We start from the raw sequence: 18,528 nt of genomic DNA, 5'->3' as shown, positions 1-18,528 counted from the left end.
AAACACTTCGATAGAGGTGTGCGGTTTGAGCCTGTCTGAACCCTTCACCCCAGTCAGAACCAGGACGAAGAGAGCCTCTATCGGTGTGTATGTGTATCTCTCCCGAATACACATCGATAGAGGGGAGGGTGCAGGTGATCCAACACCGAATGTGTGAGTCTAGTCAGGCTTCATTTCGAACCTGTGCTCTCACGACCGACGTGACTTCATCGTCGGAGACCATCTTGAGACGAGAATCCTCACGCAGCGTGTCCAAGATGGTGTCCGGCCGCTCACCGAACTGGAACTCAAGGAACATTCCCGAGCTTGGGCCGTGACTACGGCGCTCGAAGTCGACCAAAGAGTACGTCGTCAGTTCTTTCATTTTGTTTACGTACGACTCCTGTTGGTACTGATCTGCATCGATCGAGTCAGTCAGATACTGATACACTCGATACCCGGTTGTACTCCGAGCGGTGCCGTCATTTGCTTCGGCAGCAACAGCCGCAGTAGCGTACAAACAAAGTTTCTTCTGCGTACTGATGCCACGGACGACTTCGAGGACGCGGTTCTTTTCGACTTTGTCTTGGGCTTGCCGGACGTGTTCTTCGCGAACACGGTCGTCGCCGTCCCGCTCAGCGAGTTCGCCCGCGACACGCATCAAATCAATCGCTTTCCGAGCATCACCGTGCGTTTGTGCAGCGAACGCGGCTGCTAGCGGGATGACGTCATCCTCAACGACACTGTCGTGGAAGGCGTCCTGGCGACGGCGGAGGATCGCCTGGAGTTGGTTCGCATCGTAGTCGTCGAAATGAACGTCTTCAGGCGTAAACGAGCTTAATGCACGACTTCCGACGGATTCCATCATCTTTGTGTCGTTCGAAATCGCGACCACGGACAGATACGCGGTAAGATCGTCGGCGGCACCGGCTCGCGATAGCTGGTAGAGCAACCGAGAGAACGCAGGCTCCTGTTTGTCCCGGCGACCAACGAGCATATCCAATTCATCGAGGACGAACACCACGGAATCGAAATTCTCGTTGACAATTCGGTAGAGTTCGTCCCATTTCTCTTTCGTCGCCACACCGTGTTTCGGAACTTCGACGTCTACGTCCGCCTCGCTTGCGGCTTGCTGTGCGAGTTCGTAGACTGCGACGCCGAGCGTATCGAGATCCTGGCAGTTGACTTCTATCGTCCCAAACCGAATATCTCGGGACTCACAAATTCGACTAATGTTTTTGCAGACGGCTTTCGTGATGAGCGATTTTCCCGTCCCGGAGGGACCGTAAAGGAACAGGTTCGGTGGCCGGTTGTCGCCAAGTGCGACCCGAAGCATCTTCGTAACTTCCTGAAGTTGTTCGTCGCGACCAACGATTCGATCCTCTTCAACGATGTAGTTTGGATCGAGGAGTGATCGATCACGAATAAGCCCATCCTGCTCGTCGAACTCGAGGAGCATCTCCTCGATCGATTGTGACTCGGTCACCTGGTCAGTCTCGACGGATCGGCTAGATGACGATTGGACTGTCGATTTGGAGGACGAATCTGTACCCGTGGAGTTAGATCCGAGATCCGCTTGCGTCGTGGTCTCATTCTCCGATGGTTCCGAACCTGGCTTGGAGCCATCGGAATCGTGAGTCCTCATAATGACGACCATACAACCAGAGTACAAAAAGTTTCCCCACCCCTATCGAAGTGTGTTTTGTTGTTACAGGTGATCAAATCGGTTTTTTCAGCAGTATCTAGTAATATTAGAGTTGATTTTCAGAAACGGACAACGAAGTGTTTCAGGACCGATGCATCGAGACACACACCCCTCTATCGATGTGTTCGGAGGATACCTGTGGGGTCAGTCTCGGAATATAGGTAATCGATGACCGGGGGTGTGTACACACGTATCTAAACTTGTAACACGATGTTTGGGAGTATAGGTAGTTGTATCCAGTAAAACGCTTAATTTGAGGTATAACTTCTTCTTCTATCTTTACACAAACACACACACACACCTCTATCGATGTGTTCGATGTGTTTATTCGACTTTGGCTCTGTTGAAATCATTCAGCGTTGATATTGAGGGGGAGCGACTCTTCTACCCTGTTCACAGGGTTCCGTTGTGAAATTATGTTCACAGAAAAACCGCAAGACAGAGCCAGGATTTCAACAGAACCTCGACTTTACATTCTCCCCAACAACGGGGCAGTACTTGTCCAACAGTAATTAACTTCTCCAATCTCAAAATCACTATTCTTACCGTCTATTGTGAATTTCCTCTTGAACTCTCTGTTCGCTTCTAATTTACCCGGTTTCTTCCCGTATCCTAATTTGGTTTGAACACATCGATAGAGGGGTGTCTGTTCGTTCAAGATGCCTGACGTCCTTCTTGTACTCAATAGACTTCGTGAGCAGAGGGGTTGGACTACTCACCACTAAACACATCGATAGAGGGGTGTCTCTATCCCTTATTCTGAATTACTGTACTTCGGTTTCGATGGTTCAATTCTCTAGATTTAACCAACAACTACTCCGTTCCTACCTTTGTTGTTGGTTAATTCTCACGCGTGAATGCTCATACTCTGCAGCCACCGGTATCTACCCATTGTACGGCGTATTACTGCGGTCGGAGTGGTGTTATTTCACAGCCGAACGAGCTCAGGATCTCCTGCTCGTTGGCCTCGACGAGGCTGGTGTACTGTCGAATACTGCTGTAGAGGTTGCTGCTGCACTCGATTGGGACACGACAATCAATACTGACGGTGCTTCCCAGAGTGACGTTGCCCGGCTGCTACTACGACTGTGATCCGTGTTCTATATTTTGTAACCGTAATCAGTAATCGTAACTAGTATCCTCTTATCTGCATCACTCGCGAGATTTTCCACAGGTGTGGATCATAGTGTTTCTCAAAACCGCGTCATCCTGTGCTTAGTGATCGATCATTCCCCCCGTGCCGACGTATAGCATCACAAATCCGGTAGTGTTCGACTAAGTTGATTATATGCGAACGCGAAGGAACTGAGTCAGTTGTCGGCTGTTTCTGGATTGACGTAATCATTATAGTTTGAGAACGAACTAGTTCTTTGTTATATCTAATAAAATATACATTTGGCGCTGTTGCGGCTTCCGTGGTGGTCGTATCTGAAACCGAGGCCGTGTCGGTGGCAGACTTCTTTCAACGGAGTAGCGTTATCACCGAGACATACACTATCGTCGACGTCGTGTCTCTCGCGAAGTCCATTAAAATTTTGTGAGAGCATTTACTCTCGTCATTTCAAGCTTTGTATGTAGTAATTCGCTCACTTCTAGATCGACGGCAGCGTCCAGTCAGTACTGATCGTCATCAATCTGAATCACGGTTTCGTCAACGGAAACGTCATCCGGAGATCGACCAGATTTGAGAGATAGATCCGCCTTGTGAACCGTCGAACGAACACACTGGGCCCCGAATATCTCAAGAGATAAAATAGTATTCGAAAGCGAAAGGTCAGCGAGATGCAGCTGAATACTGAGCTTTGTCAGCAGCTGCGGTGTCGCTTCTGGTTCACCAAACTCAAGCCCCGCCTTACCTTTTGATCCGTATCTGAACACGATCCCCGAATCCGAGGCATCTCGATCTGTTCGTCGGGCAATATTCGGTACGTCGTTTCTTCCGTACCTTGCGATAAATTAGGACGATGTGCTTCTGAAGTGTGTACCGGCGTTTCGAGAGCTTCAAAGAGTAGCGAGCGACAGCTCGGTGGATTAGTGATATCTTTGTTCAACGAACTGAGGTAACTGTGATTTTGAGAGGGCTTGCATCCAATCTGACTACCGGACTAACTTATAACTCTTTGAGGATTTCAACCAAGCTACGAATCCTTAAAAATCCTCTACTACCTTTACGTTCCTCGATCTATGTCAATTAGACAGTGATACTTATGGGATATATTCGTTTGTTGCATAGTCTTGAACGCTGAAACTTTCACTCGTGATCCCAGCATCACTTAATTCATCGATGACAAACTGTAATCGGTCGAAGTCGAATGAAAATTCAGTTCGATACCAGTCATTTTCTGTGAAAAGGAACGCATCAAGGTAGCCTTCCGGAACATCTGAAAAATCACTTGCAAGAGATATAACTTCATCCCGATTGTTGAATGAATAATCTGCTAAATTAACATAATCCTCTACAAATGCAGCAATTCCATCTTCATTTTCGTCAAGTGTATCATTTCGAGCTACAAGGTATCCAGATGGGATCGCCTCATCATAAAGATCTTGTGTAGAGAATACTAAATTATAATCATTTGATCTGGGTTCTGTTGCAAATTGTGCCACAAAAATTGAAGCATCAATAATTTCATCCTCTAAACTGGAGTACATTGTCGGGAATGGCTGTTCGACAAACTCAACATCCTCCTCTGGATCAATACCGACATCTTGTAACATTAATATTAAGATAGCGTGGACACTCGTCCCCAAACCATTGACACCGAGTTGTGCCCCTTCGAGATCTTCCGGTTCAGTAATACCGGAATCAGGCCGAGAATAGATTTCAAATCCAAAATGTTCCGGATGAGCGTCCCAAAAATCGACCAAAATGCCGGTATACCCCCCCGGAATGGTTTCTTGAATAATCGAGCTCGCATAACTCTGTGTTGTAACTAAGGCGATATCGGCATCTCCTGATGCCATTAGATTAAGCGAGTCGGGCGTGCTTGAACTTCGGGAAATTTCTATTTCATAGTCGTCGCCAACATTACTAAGATTCTCTCGTACCCCTGGGATATCAAAGAAGTATGGCCAGTTTTCAAATGGAACAACATAGTCCAATGATAGTGTAGGACTCGAATCCCCCCCTATACAACCTGCAAGTCCGGTTAATCCAATAGTTGTAGTTCCAGCGCTTGCCTTAAGGAATTCTCGTCTGGTGCCTCGGGGCATAGGTATATGTAAGTATAGTCCATAATAAACCCTACTATCTGTAAGATATCTGGTACCACGGCAGAGATGCGTTTCTAATTCCGCGCGGGGGACTAATTAGCGATCTTCAAAGATGTAGAACTTATATCTAGCGAAGGAGACAGCCCTGGATGGAGCAGAGTCTACGGTCCAGATCGGGGCCGATGAACATCACGGCGATGCTTTCGCCTTAGACCTGCTCGACAGGAAGGAGCGAACCCCTGAATATCGAAGAAGAACGTAATGATTAGGAACAGCGACATCGCGATCTGGACATCCAAGATGATTCCGGGAAACGCATCCACTCAGGCGGGCGATTTCTGCCACAGATCAGCAAGATATTTTCCTACCTCACTCTTCATCAGTAACTAAATACGACCTCCTGAGCTACGAGAAGATATATATCATAGGATCATACAACTGAGATTATGGGGAAAACGAGTGAACAAGATTCGGATGCGCATCTGAATGATCCTTTGTGCCGACACCTTGGTATCTCATTTACAACTGTATCAGACGGTGTAGCCGTTGCACAAATGAGAGTTACCGAAGATCATTTAAATATGAATGGGACACTTCACGGAGGGGCTATTTTTTCCTTAGCGGATTCTGCGGCAGGAGCTGCACTGGAATCGTTATTGGAGGATACGACTAGTGTGGCGTTGGAAGCGAATATTTCCTTTCTAACAGCAGCCGAGCAAGGAGATACAGTAACTGCCAAGGCAGAGGTAACCAATGAAAGCAGAAAAACAGCAGAGATGACGGTTAACATTGTACTATTCGACGGAACGGAAATTGCTACTTTTCGAGGAAGAGGTTACAAGGTATAGCGAATATTTAATTGTGAAACAACTGTATAGCCTCAAACAATATTCAGTAGCTCACAAAGTTGGACAATTAGAATATCTACCTGTTGAGGATATTGTTTCCAAGTAAACGATGAAATTCACAAGAACTCTTCTTAACTCCCTAGTCAATTCGTTTGACGAGGAAGTTGCTCTCACCATTTCCAACAGTACTAACAAAACTTCGATATCGATCCTCTACACAGTATTAATTTTTACAAATCGATATGTAGTATGGTTCTAGGACGTAATACATACGCGCTGAGTGAGCGATGCTAAGTCTGATAACTCACTTCTGGAAGTCTACTTCTGAGTAAGTTCCCGTTCCATTATACTTCTCTTGTTATACGGAGGGTGTCCTATTCTCCACGAGAAGCACACTCATACGAATGAATGGGCCGTTCGGTATTCTCGGACGCCCTGGCGTGAATACTAGTGATGGGAACACATCAATACCCCCCAGAGTTCTGCGTAAGCAGTTACGGAATCTAAAATAACTGAGGGACAGAGGTATTCCACGCCCAACGGATTTGTACTTCGTAGTGAGATCAATTGTCTGTTATTGTCTAACAAATTGTCCTCTTAATAATATGTGTACATCTGTTATATCCAATGCAGGTTAAATATACACAAAAATAGTTTTGAATACTGTGCGACATATTCGGACAACTTCTAGGGTTGATGACAGCTAACTACTAAATTGAGAGAGCGGCTATGAGTGAGTAGCCTAAGTTCGGAAATAATGAGGCCGATTTCCATAGGACAGACTGGAACCTTGGCTTCTTCCAGTATAATCTGTATAACAGCTAGTGAAATCAGTATTCAACACTATGTAACCTTCGAGTCTCCCTTGTGCTAAAACGGGAATCGACAATCTGATCACCGCGATAACGTTCCAGCACTTGCAGAGGAAGAATGATTGATCGAGTCAGTTGGGTACCACAAAAATGAGTCTAATAGTGCATATAGTTGATTGGTTAGCGTAGACAACTGTCGCTTACACTTTCAGTTGATTTCATCAAAACCAGTCGTTAGGTGGTAGTTCTAATTAAATTTGAGAAGTTGTAGTTTCAGTGAATACTACCGCTGTTGATACCGATTTTCGAGTTCCTCTTTGTCAATTTTTCCGGTTGCGGTTTCGGGTAAGTTATTGACGTATATGAATTCGTCAGGAGTCCACCAATCCGGGAACTCCGCGCTGATTTGATTCCTGAGAGAATCACTGATTTGCTTGCCTCTGCGGTCGGAATCACATACGATATACGCGACAGGTCGTTCACCCCACTTCGCATCCGGAACCCCAATAACACCAGCAGTGATCACGTGATCGTGGCTTTCGATGGCCTTCTCGAGTTGCATTGACGAAATCCATTCTCCACCGCTCTTGATCAGGTATTTGTTTCGGTCTATCAGATCGAAATACCCCTCCTCATCGACAGTGACGATATCACCCGTCTTGAGCCACTTTCCTTTGAAACTAGCTTCATTTTCCGCAGGACGGTTAAAATACTCCGTAGTAATCCAAGGGCCACGAACGTACAATTCACCAAACGACTCACCGTCCCACGGTACTTCGTTTCCGTCATTATTGACGACCTTAGTTTCAACTCCCGGGAGTGGAACCCCGATCTTGGTCTTTTTATTGAGCTTTCTCGGTTGATCCCAGTCATTCATTTTCGGCTTTGGACGAGAGGCTGTACATAATGGTAGTGCTTCGGTCATACCCCATCCGTGAAGAACTTCGATCCCCTGATCTTCAAATCGTCTGATGAGGTTTTGAGAAACTGAATCCGCTCCCATTTGAATTCGTTCAAACGAAGGGAGGTCAAGGTCATTCTCTTCAATATATTCGATAATACCTAGACAGATTGTAGGCACTGCAAACGATAGTGTGACGTCTTCTTCTTGAATCAATGAGACGTAGTCTTTCGGATCTGGTGACTCCCCCACTAATACCTGCTTTGCGCCAGCTGCTGCACCGAAAAATGGTGAGTCGTTCGAATTGACGTGGAACATCGGAACCCCAGACATAATTGTATCTGAGTCATCTACTCCGTACCCTTGAGGTGTCAAGCAGGCCATCGAATGTGACCACATCATTTTGTGAGTATACTCGACCCCCTTTGGCATACCAGTCGTTCCCGAAGTGTAACACATCGAGGCTGGAAGATTTTCATCCAGTTGTGGCCATTCGTAGTGGGTTGGGTGGCCCCCAATGAGAGATTCGTAATCGATTACTGGATCAAGAGATGTCTCTGGAATACTATCTCCCATAACAACAAACCGTTCAATAGATGATGCAGTTTCCGTACTTAAAGCTCGTTCTAGTTTCTCAAGTAGAGATGGATCAATAAAGATCCATTTATCTTCGGCATCTTTCACAATATGTTCTATGTGTTTATCCGGAAGGAATGGATTAATTGTATGATACTGAGCACCGATTCCTGGCACACCAAAATATATCTCGAAGTGCCTGAAATGGTTGAAACTGAATGTTCCAAGCCGATCTCGTCGGCTAACACCGGCGTACTGCAGTGCATTTGCCAATTGTGAAATTCGTTCGACGGCTTCTGAATAGGAATAGCGGTGGATCCTGTCGTTAGTTCGTGTGACGATCTCCTTCTCGGGGTAGAATTTCTCCGCACGCGTTAGGAAGGGGATGATGGTCTGCTCGAATCCAGGCATACATTTCGTTTACTAACACGAAAGATTATAATATTTGGTGTTGCGCCGATTAATTATTTGAAACAGATGGTGAATATCTGCAACTATATTCTTATGGGGGTGACTGAGCGTATCTAATATTGTCGGGAGAGTGACCCGGTTCAACGATCTAGATCCACCAGTGAGCAACTTGTTGGAATTTATGTAGGTATCGATGATAATAGGATGATTACAATTAGACGGGCCGTCCACCAGAAAGATTGCTTCACTAACGGGGATTCTCCCGGCTTTACGGAATATTGGATCAGTACGGTGTTTCTGGCTGGAAACAGTCGGATATTCATCACCCGATTATTGTGTGAATGATCGCGGCGAGATTCAGGCTCGGCTGTTATGGTTGCAGGTCGGGTTTCTAGACTCTCTGTCAATATTGGTTGGTAGTGGGCAGACCTAAGCTTTTGAGTACAGCGATAGATTTCGACAGGGGAATTTTGCTACCTACAATTTAAACCTGAGTATTATTATTCGCTTGAATATCTGCTGTCGTGCCACAAAATACAATTCAATCACCAAAGGATTTATTATTGCTAATAGCACTTTGGATTACGTTGCTAATGAAAGCTGACCTTGAACATATTACCGTCGAGAAAGAAGGACCAATCGCTCGAATTACTCTGGAAAGGCCAGAACGTCTAAACGCCATTGATCACGACATTGCTCGTGACTTGGACGCAGTTTCAGAGCTATTAGATCATGATCGGGAAGTACGACTTATAACAATCGAAGGTGCTGGGCGGGCGTTTTGTTCCGGCATTGATCTAAAGGAACTCTCAACTGGTAATATCGACAAGCGCATTTTCGAGCCGTGGGAGCGAGGCCTCCGGCGCTTTGAAACGATGGATGCGATTGTCATTAGCCTGATTAAGGGATACGCAATAGGCGGGGGGTTACAAATCGCCTTGGCAAGCGATATCCGCGTTTGTACAAAATCAGCAGAGCTAGGACTAACTGCAATTGAAGAGAGCATCCTTCCGGGCCTAGGGACGTGGCGCCTGCCCCGATACATTGGCATGGGACGAGCGAAGAAAATGAACATCCTCGGAAACCATATTGATGGTGAAGAGGCAGAACGAATTGGTCTCGTTGATCATTTAGTTGACGAAGAAACGATGGATGAAGAAGTAGAGGAACTGCTCCAGCAGTATATGAGGGTAAACTCTAAAGGGGCTCGGCTGACGAAACATGCTACGGGAGATGCATTCGATTTAGGGTTTGAGGATTTCTTCCAGCAATATTTAGAATTCCAGCAAGAATGTATGTCCTCCGCTGATTACGAGGAAGCTATGGCCGCGATTCGTAACGAGCGAGAGCCTGAGTGGAACTAATCTCGAACAACCCCGATAGAAGAGTCAACCAATTAACCATACTATCCGGATTATTCAGTGAGTTCCTGTTGAAGCTGGCTCCGGTTAATTTTTCCGAGAGCTGTCTTTGGTAGCTCGTTCAAGAATCGCACGACCCTTGGATGCTTGAATGCCGCGTCTTGGCTGATAAACCACTGCTGCAGTTCTTTTTCGGTGAGATCTTCACCATCTCTCAATACCACATTCGCAACAGGGATTTCTCCTTTTCGTTCATCGGGAATGGCGATCACGACTGCCTGAGAAATCGCCGGGTGCTGTACCAGCGTTTCCTCCACATCAGTTGGATAGACATTTTCTCCGCCGACAATCATCATATTATCCAGTCGACCTGTTATATAGAGATATCCGTCTTCGTCAACTGTGCCGAGATCCTCAGTGTGTAACCAGCCGTCTTCGTAAACCTCCCGCTCCTTATCGGGCCGATTGTGGTATCCGTGGGCGAGCTTGTCGCCTGATATCAAAATCTCACCAATTTCGCCAGAGTCAACCTCTTGTCCGGTTTCAGGGTCTACGATTCTCACTTTGGCTATATCTTCGATAACCTTTCCAGTTGAGTCTAGAGGACAATCTATATCTCCAAATTTTGTGACTGCAATAACTGCCATCGTTTCCGTGAGTCCGTACGCTTGCATCGGTTGTGCACCGAGGGAGAGAAACTTGTCGGCGAGCTCTTCGGTGACGGTATCAGAGCCGACTAAAAAATACGAAAGGGAGGATAGATCGTACTTATTTATCTCATTTTGGTGGACTAACTCATATCCCATTTGTGGTACTACAGTTATACCATCTACGCTATATTCCTCAATTTTCGATAGGGCATCAGAAGGATCCCACCCACTCCCAACGATTGTCGTCGCTCCGATTAATAGCCGACAAAGCGTCATATCAATCCCACCAGAATGGTAGAGGGGGTAGTAATGAAGACCCACGTCATTTACTCCTAAATTCGCCCCAATCATCGCTCCCATACTAGCTGCTAGGTTCCCGTGCGAGATTCGGACCCATTTTGGCCGCCCGGTCGTCCCAGCAGTGTGTAGAAATATTGCATCATCTTGATCTCCCCTTGGGCTAACGGTCCGATTCCTGACCTCCTCGGGGAAGACCGACTCGAAGCCTGTTTTGTCGCTGCTTGACCAGTGAAGGGCAGCCTTATCTTTTAAGTCTGATTCGTTGATTTTGTTTTGATACTTCTGATCAGCGATAACGAGTGAACTCCCTGCATCCTCAACAAGCTCCGTAATATCCTCATCCTTCAGTCGGATGTTGATCGGTGCTGGAACCGCACCTATCTGCCAACCTGCTAATAGGAGTGTGAGCATTCGATTCGAGTTCTCCATAACTAAACTGAAACGGTCTCCTTCCTTTACTCCATACTCTTTTAACGCTCTCGCATAACGGTCCGTTTGATCGTAAAGCTCCTCGTATGACAGTTCGCCATCGACACTCGCGACAGCTATCTTGTCTGCATTTGAATCAGCGACGAAACGGAGTCTATGTATAATATTCATTGTTAGTTTAGCGATTGTAACTTAGCAAGACATTATTCTATCGGTTGATTTCATTTGAAAAATTAGAACGTCGTCTGTCCTGTGCGTTTCTGCGGACTCTATTATGACCTCCGCGAGTATGGGGTGGTGTGGGTTGTGTTCGCGACGTCATCGGGCGTGGCACATTTCTCGGCGGTGAACGCACACTCCGCGATTAGTTCCGACACGTTCGGTCCGATGAGCTGTCCGCCGGGGATGATTCCACTTTCCTCGCCGTTCTGACTGGCTATCTGTTTTTACCTGCTTCCGGGACGATTTCCAAAATCCGCTACTCGACAGTAATCAATGCTCCCGGATATTCGTTCCAAATGTTGGTTAAAGCGCAGTGATGACGGTTAAGAGAAGGTGACACACGCGGTTGTGTGATCTCTCCCAGATGGAACAGTCGAAGGTCATCACGCTTCGATACCGTTTCCAGGACAGGTCGTGTTACATCACTTCGTGTGAATAGCGCGTACTTCGTCTCCCCCTCGTGGGTACCAGATGTCCAGCGGGTTTCTGCAGCGTGGTCTTCAAGCGATGAGAGCGCGCTGTCGTCCAGCGTCGCATTCGTGCACTTTCACTCACCCACGACCATCCCCCTCTCTGTGGTGAAGTCGACCATATCACCCTCGTGCTCTTTGTACCACCAGCGACCGATATCAATGAACGTCTCTTCGGCGTATAGTTCCGGAAGCATCTGCTGACACAGCCTCTCGAATTCCGAACTCACGAAATCCGGAGGCGGCTCTGTTGAAATGACACTGTCTAGTTCGCGCAGATTGAGGAACGAGCTGGTCGTTGCGTATCTTGTACAGAGATGCTCGCAGACCTGCTCAACAGGACGTAACGCTGAGTTAGATGAGTAGCGTGAGCGGACGGAGACGTCCGTCAGGGCGTTCACCGTGCGACTCCATGCGGCCGGTTGTTCGCTCAGAGAGACAACAACGATTCTGGTGCACCGGCTGGCTGACAGCGTTCCTGACCTGTCGTCGTTCGCGAGAGCAGGGCTCTTATGCAGCCAACCAGAACGCAGAGCGTCTGGTGACGGCGTAGCCGAGCGCGTCGCGGTTGTCGAAACCGCTGCCCGACTCAAAGGCGGTCTGTCTTGGGTATATCTCGCAATACACTTCGACTCACAGTTGCTACTCGGCATCGATCTATTCGAACGGCGAGGAACCGACCCCGCGGATGAGTTTCTTGGGTAAAAATCGCCGATAAACACTATTTATCGGACACTACGTTTCTGGTCGAGGGCTACCGATGCCTGACTGCTCTCTTTCGTGTCGGAGTGAGCGATCACCTGGACTACGTCGACCGAAACCCATCAAAAATCCGTCTCTGACCTTTAAAATGAGGATCGACTGCTTTCATTATCCGTGGGTCGGCAGTCGGTCTGTCGTTCTCCGATGTATTGCATAGAATATGAACTATTATGACGTTCAACGACCCCATCAAGTACTGTATGATCAAACGCCAGCTGAGGCTATTAACTAGACAATTCTGTTGAAATTTTCTTATTAGATCTCCTCGACTGTGAAACACCCGTTCGGTAGCGATGTGGATTGACTATATGAGAAAAGTCTATACGGGTACTGGGTAATTGCATTATCCATGTTCCCGCTTCCCTTACAGGTCCCCGGTGGCCCCGAGTTGATGATTATCCTCCTGATACTGCTCCTCGCCTTCGGTCTAATCGGTCGGTGGGTCTACCGCGATGCGAAATCCCGTGGGAGCGACTGGGCGTGGCAATGGGGGGTAGGTATCGGATTGCTTTTCTTGGCAGGCTTGGTTCCCGGATTGCTTGGAATACTCATTTACGTCACGGTACGCGGAGAACGCGTCGAATCGACGCCCTGAGGATCTCACCTCAACCAGAGGTATGCCGAAGACTGTCACGTTCGGGTTCTGTGCTGTCATCGGGACTTCCGCTGTCGATACCGTCTCGATCTTTCAAGAACCGGATGTCGATCGATCCCCTAAGGCAATCCACGATTGGATGCAAAGCCGATTTAGAGCCCGCAGGCGGTCGTTACCCGAATCACGTTGCCGTAGACGAGACCGTGATTCGAATCAATGACGAGCAATTCTGGTTGTACGCTGCGTCTGATCTTGACACACACGATCTGCTACACTCCGATCACTTTCGACGACAACGACCGCCTAAACCGAGATAGTTCTGCGGGAACTCCGACAGAAATACGATGTCGAACCTGCTGTATTTCTGGGTGGCGGCGCTCAAAACCTCACACTGTCCTGGACAGAGTTGGCCTCCGATTTCACACTGAACGAACTGAAATCCGAACGCCATCGAACGAATTTTTTTGCCAATTCAAGCGACGAACGTCCTCGTTCTCGAATTGTTTCGACTCACTCGAGCCTGAGACCGGTGAAACTGTCTTCAAGCATCTGGCTGGCTCAATGTTCCAAACGCCTACGGACTCGCGTTGTAGATCTCCGGATCTTCTGGACCCTCAGCGGAGACGACTGCCATCGCACCCTTACGAGCGACTCGTGAGAGCGCGTGGTCGACGAGTTTGACGTCCCCGGGAACGGGGAACGACATCGTCGCGACGCAAGCGCTCCCCGGGAGGACAGGCGTTGTCTGTACGAACCGATCCGGTTCGCTGGCGAGGGCGCCCTGGCGCCAGACCTCGTCCCAGACGCTCCCGATGGGGTGGAAGCTCGAGAACAGGTTGGGTCCCCCGACGCCGAAGAACACTCGCGCCGTTTCGCCCGTCTGTACGTTCATCTCCGCGTAGTTGTCGGGCGTGATCGCGTACTTCTCGCCGTTCATCAGCACGTACGTCGGATCCTCGCGGGCCATCCGCCCGAAGTCGAACTCGTGGTGACCTTCCTGTCCCGTCTTCCCGGTCGTGTACAGCTCGTGCTGGCCGAGGTAGAACTCGTGATCGATCGCGGGCATCCCCTCTTCGGGCTCGACGAGGATGATGCCGAACATCCCCGCAGAGATATGGTAGTCGACGTTCGCGACAGCGCAGTGGTAGACAAACGCGCCGGGGTAGGTCACCTTGAAGCGGAGACGCTTCTCCTCCCCTGGGGCGACGACGGTGTCCTCAGCCCCGCCGCCGGGTCCGCGGCAGGCGTGGAAGTCGACGTTGTGTGCCATCGAACTGTCCTCGTGGTTTCGGATTGTCAGATCGACTGTGTCGCCGACGCGCGTCCGAATGAACGGACCGGGAACCTGGTCGTTGAACGTCATATAGGTGAACGTGACGCCGGGTTCGACCTCCGCGACGAGTTCCCGCGTTTCGAGTTCTACCTCGACGGTCGTGGGCTTCGAACGCGTAATCGGTGCCGGAATATCGCGGGGATCTGCGGCAATTCGGTCGACGTCGGCCGTCTTGGCAGGGCCGAGGTCGGGATCGTCCATCTGAAGCGGCAAGGGGCTCGTTTCGATATCATCGGTGGTCAGCGTGCCAACGGTACAACCCGCAAGCGCCATCGTTCCGCCCACACCAGCAGCCTGTAGCACCCGCCGTCGCGTCGTAGTATACGTCATAATCTTGTTCCTCTACTAACCCCTAAGGTCTGGTATATGATATATGGGAAATACGGTTCTTAGGTTCTGAGAATTGGGTTCTCGAACTATATCGTACTGTAACTTTTGTATATCTATGACTACCACAACATCCGGCCCGACGATCGGGCGACGGCGGTTTCTGCAGGCTTCGACGGCGGTAGCGGTGGGCGGGGCAGCGCTGACGGCCGCTCCACCCGTCAGTGCGCAGTCCGACGCAGACCTCGAGAAGTGGTTCGCGAACGTCTCCAACTACGAGGGCGTCGTCGACAAGCGCGGTGCAGACACGGTCCTAGTCGAGGTCGGTGCGCAGGGCAACGGCGGCGGCTTCGCGTTCGGCCCCGCCGCCGTTCGCGTCGACCCCGGGGCCACAGTCGTGTGGGAATGGACCGGAGAGGGCGGAATGCACAACGTGGCGGCGACTGACGGGGCCTACGAAAGCGAGTTAGTGTCCGATGCGGGCGAAACGTTCGAACGGGTATTCGAAGCCGAGAGTGTCTCTCGATACGTCTGTACGCCCCACGAACCGATGGGAATGAAGGGCGCTGTCGTCGTCGGCGACGTCAATGTCGGGGCGGAAGCTGCGGCCCCCGAATACGTGCCCCGTGAGCCCGATTACGGAGACTGGTTCGACGGTATCGAGTCGTTTGACGGGACGGTCGATCTGCGTGGTCGTGAGGAGGTCCGCATCAGTGCCACTACGGACGGTGATGCCACCTCCGGGTTCTCGCCGGGGGCGATACAGGTAGACCCTGGAACACGAGTTATTTGGGAATGGACCGGCGACGTTGAACACAGTGTGACGGCCGCTGACGGCAGTTACACGAGTCCCAAGCAGGTGAGAGGCACGTGGGGTCTCGTATTCGACGGAATCGGTATTAGCAAGTACGTCAGTTCGAGAGACGAGACTGAGATGCGGGGTGCGATCGTCGTCGGAGATGTCTTCGGAAGTGTCCACGAGGTGTCGACAACACAGCTCAGCGCGATCGGTGCGTTCGGAATGGCACTGCTGTCACCCCTGGCGTTCGCGGTTTTCCTCTGGAGGCGCGGCCTCGAAGAGCGCCCCGAGGCGGGTTCAGCGACTGAACTCGGTCACTCGGGCGACTATGAGGAATCAATCGATCTGGACTCTCCGGAGTCGGTACGGTCTCACCCTCGCGTGTGAGCGCCATCGGCCGGTGGGGGAGATTTCCATAGTGTGAGGATATCCGCACGGTCGCGAACCCGTTCGGGGAATGATTTTCTCACCACTGTCGTGTAAGAACAGTTGGTGACAGAGCCGACGCCAAGCGGAACGCGGTGTTACACACCCCAAACCTATGACAACCCTCAAAACATATGACGTTCCCGATGCTGTCGATCCGGACGGATACCAACTTGACATCACTGGTGCAGTCACTCACGAGTTACAGTTTCGTAGACCGGAACTCGAGGAACTGCCTTCAGAGTCGTTCACGGCTGATTTCGCGTGCGTGGAGGGTTGGATAGCTGAAGATTGCTCGTGGCAGGGCGTCTGCTTGGAACATCTCCTCGATCGGGCCGAACCGATCGCGTCGGCCAGCCACGCACTTGTTCACGCGATGGATGGGGCATACGCGTGTTCGTTTCCCTTGCCACGACTTTCGAATGCCGTTCTAGCGATCGATCTGGACGGCAATCCGCTACCGATCGAACACGGTGGGCCCGCGCGACTCGTCCCGACTGGCGATGCTGATTGCTGGGAGAGTGTCAAGTGGGTTCGTGAACTCGAAATCGTGACGTCGCCACAGGATGATACTGACACCGCGAAATCAATCGCGCTCTCCCGGATCGAGTGATCACCGCGCTGAAACAACCCGCGTGTACGCTGGATTCATCGAAGGACGGGTCCCCGTTTTATTCGCCGGAGTCGGTTTCTCTGGTGCCCTCGTAGCGTTCACTTTGAACTATCGACGGGTCGTGTGTGACATAAATGGTGCCGTTTCTATTGCGGTATCTCACTCTCCCTTCAACAGCCCTGTGACCATTCGGCTCTGTTGAAACCCTTCGCAACTGATCGGGAAACCGTGCTGAATACAGCGGATGTAGCCAGTACGAGGGTTTGTCTGCTACTCTTAATGCGAATCAACTTCCACAATACCTCATATGAATGCAAGTGGAATCACACTCTACATCGCACTGAGCGTGGACGGCTACGTTGCCGACGCCCAAGGTAACGTTGACTGGCTGGCAGAATTTCAATCACAGCCAGACGGCGACGAGGACGTTGAGGGTTTTTCCGAGTTCTTTGAGACAGTGGACTGCCTCGTTATGGGAGCAACGACCTATGAACAGGTTCTTAGCTTCGGCGAGTGGCCATACGGTGACAAGCCAACGTACGTGTTCACCCACAGGGACCTCCCACCCGCAACTGATGAAGTACTGTTCGTTAACGGAGAAATCGCCCATCTTGTGCTTGAACTCAGACAGCAGTACAACCATATCTGGGTGGTCGGCGGTGCACACCTCGCACATTCATTTCTCCGAGAACGCGAGATCGACACGTTCCGACTGTCGTTCGTCCCAATTCTCTTGGGAGATGGAATATCGTTGTTTTCCGGTAAATACGATAAACAGCGACTGGATCTAGTCGATACGACTACACACGGCAGCGGAATCGTAGAACACCAGTATGAGGTAGCCAACTAGGACTGTATGTTGCTGTAATGTGCTCTCTCTGCAACACTTCTTTTGGGATCATCTAACAAATAAGCATTCCAACATATTCTCCCGTTCATTTGTCTTGAGGAAAACGATGCCGAGTGAGTTTGGAGACTCTTTTTCGCAGATTCCACCCGTGCCCTGGACGGATTGCTCACGGTTTACCCAATCGCACGTGTAAGGGGGTTCTTCCCCAACGACCGGGCAGGTCGTAGGGGGGAGACAGCGCCGTTATGTTCAATCGATTACAACCGATTGCAGGCTCTCAGACCCCACTCTATCTGTGATGTTTCTCGCAACCGTCGTGCTCAGGCCCGGTATGTGGATTGGCGGCGCTTTCGGGGGCGGTGTCGATTCCCCCATCGACGAGTGCCGTCTGCCGGGTATCTTCGAGCCACTGCCATTCGTTAGTGAGGAGATGATCTCGTTTGAGGTTCCAGGGATCGGTGCTATCGATCTCTTTGCCCTCTACCCACGATGACAGCAGGTTCCAGACGAAGATCAACTGTCCGAACACGAGGACGAACACCCCGAGAGTCGCAAGCTGATGAAGATCTGTGAAGTATGCCACGGGGCCGACAGTGAGGTCGTACCCGGCGTATCGGCGCGGCATCCCGCCGTACCCGAGGAAGATCATCGGGAAGAACGTGAGATTGGTGCCGATCATCGTGAGCCAGAAGTGCCACTTGCCGAGCGTCCGCTGGTACCAGCGGCCCGTGACAAGCGGGAACCAGTAGTAAATCCCCGCGAAGACCGCGAACGCGATTCCTCCCATAATGACGTAATGGAAGTGCGCGATGACGTGGTAGGTGTCGTGCAGAACCATATCGATCGGGATCGAGGCCTCAAAGACGCCGGTGACGCCGCCGATGATGAAGTTTGCGATGAATCCGACACAGAAGAGCATCGGGGTCGTGAGGCGGATCCGCCCACC

At 50.2% G+C, this 18,528-nt stretch carries 13 protein-coding genes and 5 pseudogenes; 8 read left to right on the top strand and 10 right to left on the bottom strand.

Annotated features, from left to right (window positions below; translation table 11 throughout):
• Positions 1 to 163: 163 nt before the first annotated feature.
• The 4 genes and pseudogenes from FJT57_RS13175 to FJT57_RS13160 all read right to left on the bottom strand — a co-directional run bounded on the left by FJT57_RS13175 (position 164) and on the right by FJT57_RS13160 (position 4,897).
• Complete coding sequence (locus FJT57_RS13175) at positions 164 to 1,624, bottom strand: AAA family ATPase (protein WP_144905984.1); 1,461 nt, start codon at positions 1,622 to 1,624, stop codon at positions 164 to 166.
• A gap of 1,370 nt (positions 1,625 to 2,994) precedes the next feature.
• Positions 2,995 to 3,565, bottom strand: a pseudogene (locus FJT57_RS13170) (IS6 family transposase).
• Positions 3,562 to 3,772 (bottom strand): annotated as a pseudogene (locus tag FJT57_RS16990) (IS5/IS1182 family transposase); the annotation flags it as partial. The pseudogenes FJT57_RS16990 and FJT57_RS13170, both read right to left, overlap by 4 nt.
• A 117-nt stretch (positions 3,773 to 3,889) precedes the next feature.
• A complete protein-coding gene (locus FJT57_RS13160) occupies positions 3,890 to 4,897 on the bottom strand; it encodes an ABC transporter substrate-binding protein (RefSeq protein ID WP_144905982.1) in 1,008 nt (335 codons plus the stop codon).
• Between the two features lie 446 nt (positions 4,898 to 5,343).
• Between FJT57_RS13160 and FJT57_RS13155 the strand changes: the two genes are divergently transcribed.
• Positions 5,344 to 5,745, top strand: a complete 402-nt coding sequence (locus FJT57_RS13155; RefSeq protein WP_144905980.1) for a PaaI family thioesterase — start codon at positions 5,344 to 5,346, stop codon at positions 5,743 to 5,745.
• 1,095 nt (positions 5,746 to 6,840) lie between these two features.
• Here FJT57_RS13155 and FJT57_RS13150 read toward each other — a convergent pair.
• Entirely contained in the window at positions 6,841 to 8,445 is a 1,605-nt protein-coding gene (locus FJT57_RS13150) for a long-chain-fatty-acid--CoA ligase (protein ID WP_144905978.1), read from the bottom strand.
• 593 nt (positions 8,446 to 9,038) lie between these two features.
• On the opposite strand from FJT57_RS13150, the gene FJT57_RS13145 reads away from it, so the two are divergent.
• Positions 9,039 to 9,809 carry an enoyl-CoA hydratase/isomerase family protein gene (locus FJT57_RS13145; RefSeq protein WP_144905976.1) on the top strand — a complete coding sequence of 257 codons (771 nt, stop codon included), beginning with the start codon at positions 9,039 to 9,041 and terminating at the stop codon, positions 9,807 to 9,809.
• Positions 9,810 to 9,859: 50 nt separating this feature from the next.
• Here the strand turns inward: FJT57_RS13145 and FJT57_RS13140 are convergent, their stop codons facing one another.
• The 3 genes and pseudogenes from FJT57_RS13140 to FJT57_RS17300 form a co-directional block, all read right to left on the bottom strand.
• Positions 9,860 to 11,356 (bottom strand): class I adenylate-forming enzyme family protein, encoded by a 1,497-nt coding sequence (locus FJT57_RS13140; protein WP_144905974.1) that lies wholly within the window; start codon positions 11,354 to 11,356, stop codon positions 9,860 to 9,862.
• Positions 11,357 to 11,457: 101 nt separating this feature from the next.
• The gene (locus FJT57_RS17370; RefSeq protein ID WP_394348818.1) at positions 11,458 to 11,592 is read right to left on the bottom strand and encodes a hypothetical protein; all 135 of its coding nucleotides are present in this window, start codon (positions 11,590 to 11,592) and stop codon (positions 11,458 to 11,460) included.
• 164 nt (positions 11,593 to 11,756) lie between these two features.
• Positions 11,757 to 12,116, bottom strand: a pseudogene (locus FJT57_RS17300) (DUF234 domain-containing protein); the annotation flags it as partial.
• Positions 12,117 to 12,243: 127 nt separating this feature from the next.
• Here FJT57_RS17300 and FJT57_RS13125 point away from each other — a divergent pair.
• From FJT57_RS13125 to FJT57_RS16985, 3 genes and pseudogenes are all read left to right on the top strand, one after another.
• Positions 12,244 to 12,871: pseudogene (locus tag FJT57_RS13125) on the top strand (IS6 family transposase); the annotation flags it as partial.
• 117 nt (positions 12,872 to 12,988) lie between these two features.
• Complete coding sequence (locus tag FJT57_RS13120) at positions 12,989 to 13,234, top strand: hypothetical protein (protein ID WP_144905972.1); 246 nt, start codon at positions 12,989 to 12,991, stop codon at positions 13,232 to 13,234.
• A 55-nt stretch (positions 13,235 to 13,289) separates the two neighbouring features.
• A pseudogene (locus tag FJT57_RS16985) lies at positions 13,290 to 13,827 on the top strand (IS6 family transposase); the annotation flags it as partial.
• Here the strand turns inward: FJT57_RS16985 and nirK are convergent.
• Positions 13,809 to 14,897, bottom strand: a complete 1,089-nt coding sequence (nirK, locus tag FJT57_RS13110; RefSeq protein WP_144905970.1) for a copper-containing nitrite reductase — start codon at positions 14,895 to 14,897, stop codon at positions 13,809 to 13,811. The pseudogene FJT57_RS16985 and the gene nirK overlap by 19 nt on opposite strands.
• A 115-nt stretch (positions 14,898 to 15,012) precedes the next feature.
• On the opposite strand from nirK, the gene FJT57_RS13105 reads away from it, so the two are divergent.
• The 3 genes from FJT57_RS13105 (at position 15,013) to FJT57_RS13095 (ending at position 17,582) form a co-directional block, all read left to right on the top strand.
• The gene (locus FJT57_RS13105; protein ID WP_144905968.1) at positions 15,013 to 16,080 is read left to right on the top strand and encodes a halocyanin domain-containing protein; all 1,068 of its coding nucleotides are present in this window, start codon (positions 15,013 to 15,015) and stop codon (positions 16,078 to 16,080) included.
• Between the two features lie 154 nt (positions 16,081 to 16,234).
• Positions 16,235 to 16,732: a molybdopterin-dependent oxidoreductase gene (locus FJT57_RS13100; protein ID WP_144905966.1), complete on the top strand. Its 498-nt coding sequence runs from the start codon at positions 16,235 to 16,237 to the stop codon at positions 16,730 to 16,732.
• A gap of 307 nt (positions 16,733 to 17,039) precedes the next feature.
• A complete protein-coding gene (locus FJT57_RS13095; protein ID WP_144905964.1) occupies positions 17,040 to 17,582 on the top strand; it encodes a dihydrofolate reductase family protein in 543 nt (180 codons plus the stop codon).
• A 289-nt stretch (positions 17,583 to 17,871) separates the two neighbouring features.
• On the opposite strand, the gene FJT57_RS16980 is transcribed toward FJT57_RS13095, so the two are convergent.
• Positions 17,872 to 18,528, bottom strand: a 657-nt coding sequence (locus FJT57_RS16980) for a cbb3-type cytochrome c oxidase subunit I (protein WP_238993995.1), incomplete at its 5' end; no start/stop codon positions are given.

Source organism: Halobellus captivus, from assembly GCF_007655485.1.
GTDB lineage: Archaea > Halobacteriota > Halobacteria > Halobacteriales > Haloferacaceae > Haloquadratum > Haloquadratum captivum.
Note: the sequence above shows the minus strand (reverse complement) of the source record. Positions and strands in the feature narration are given on the sequence as shown.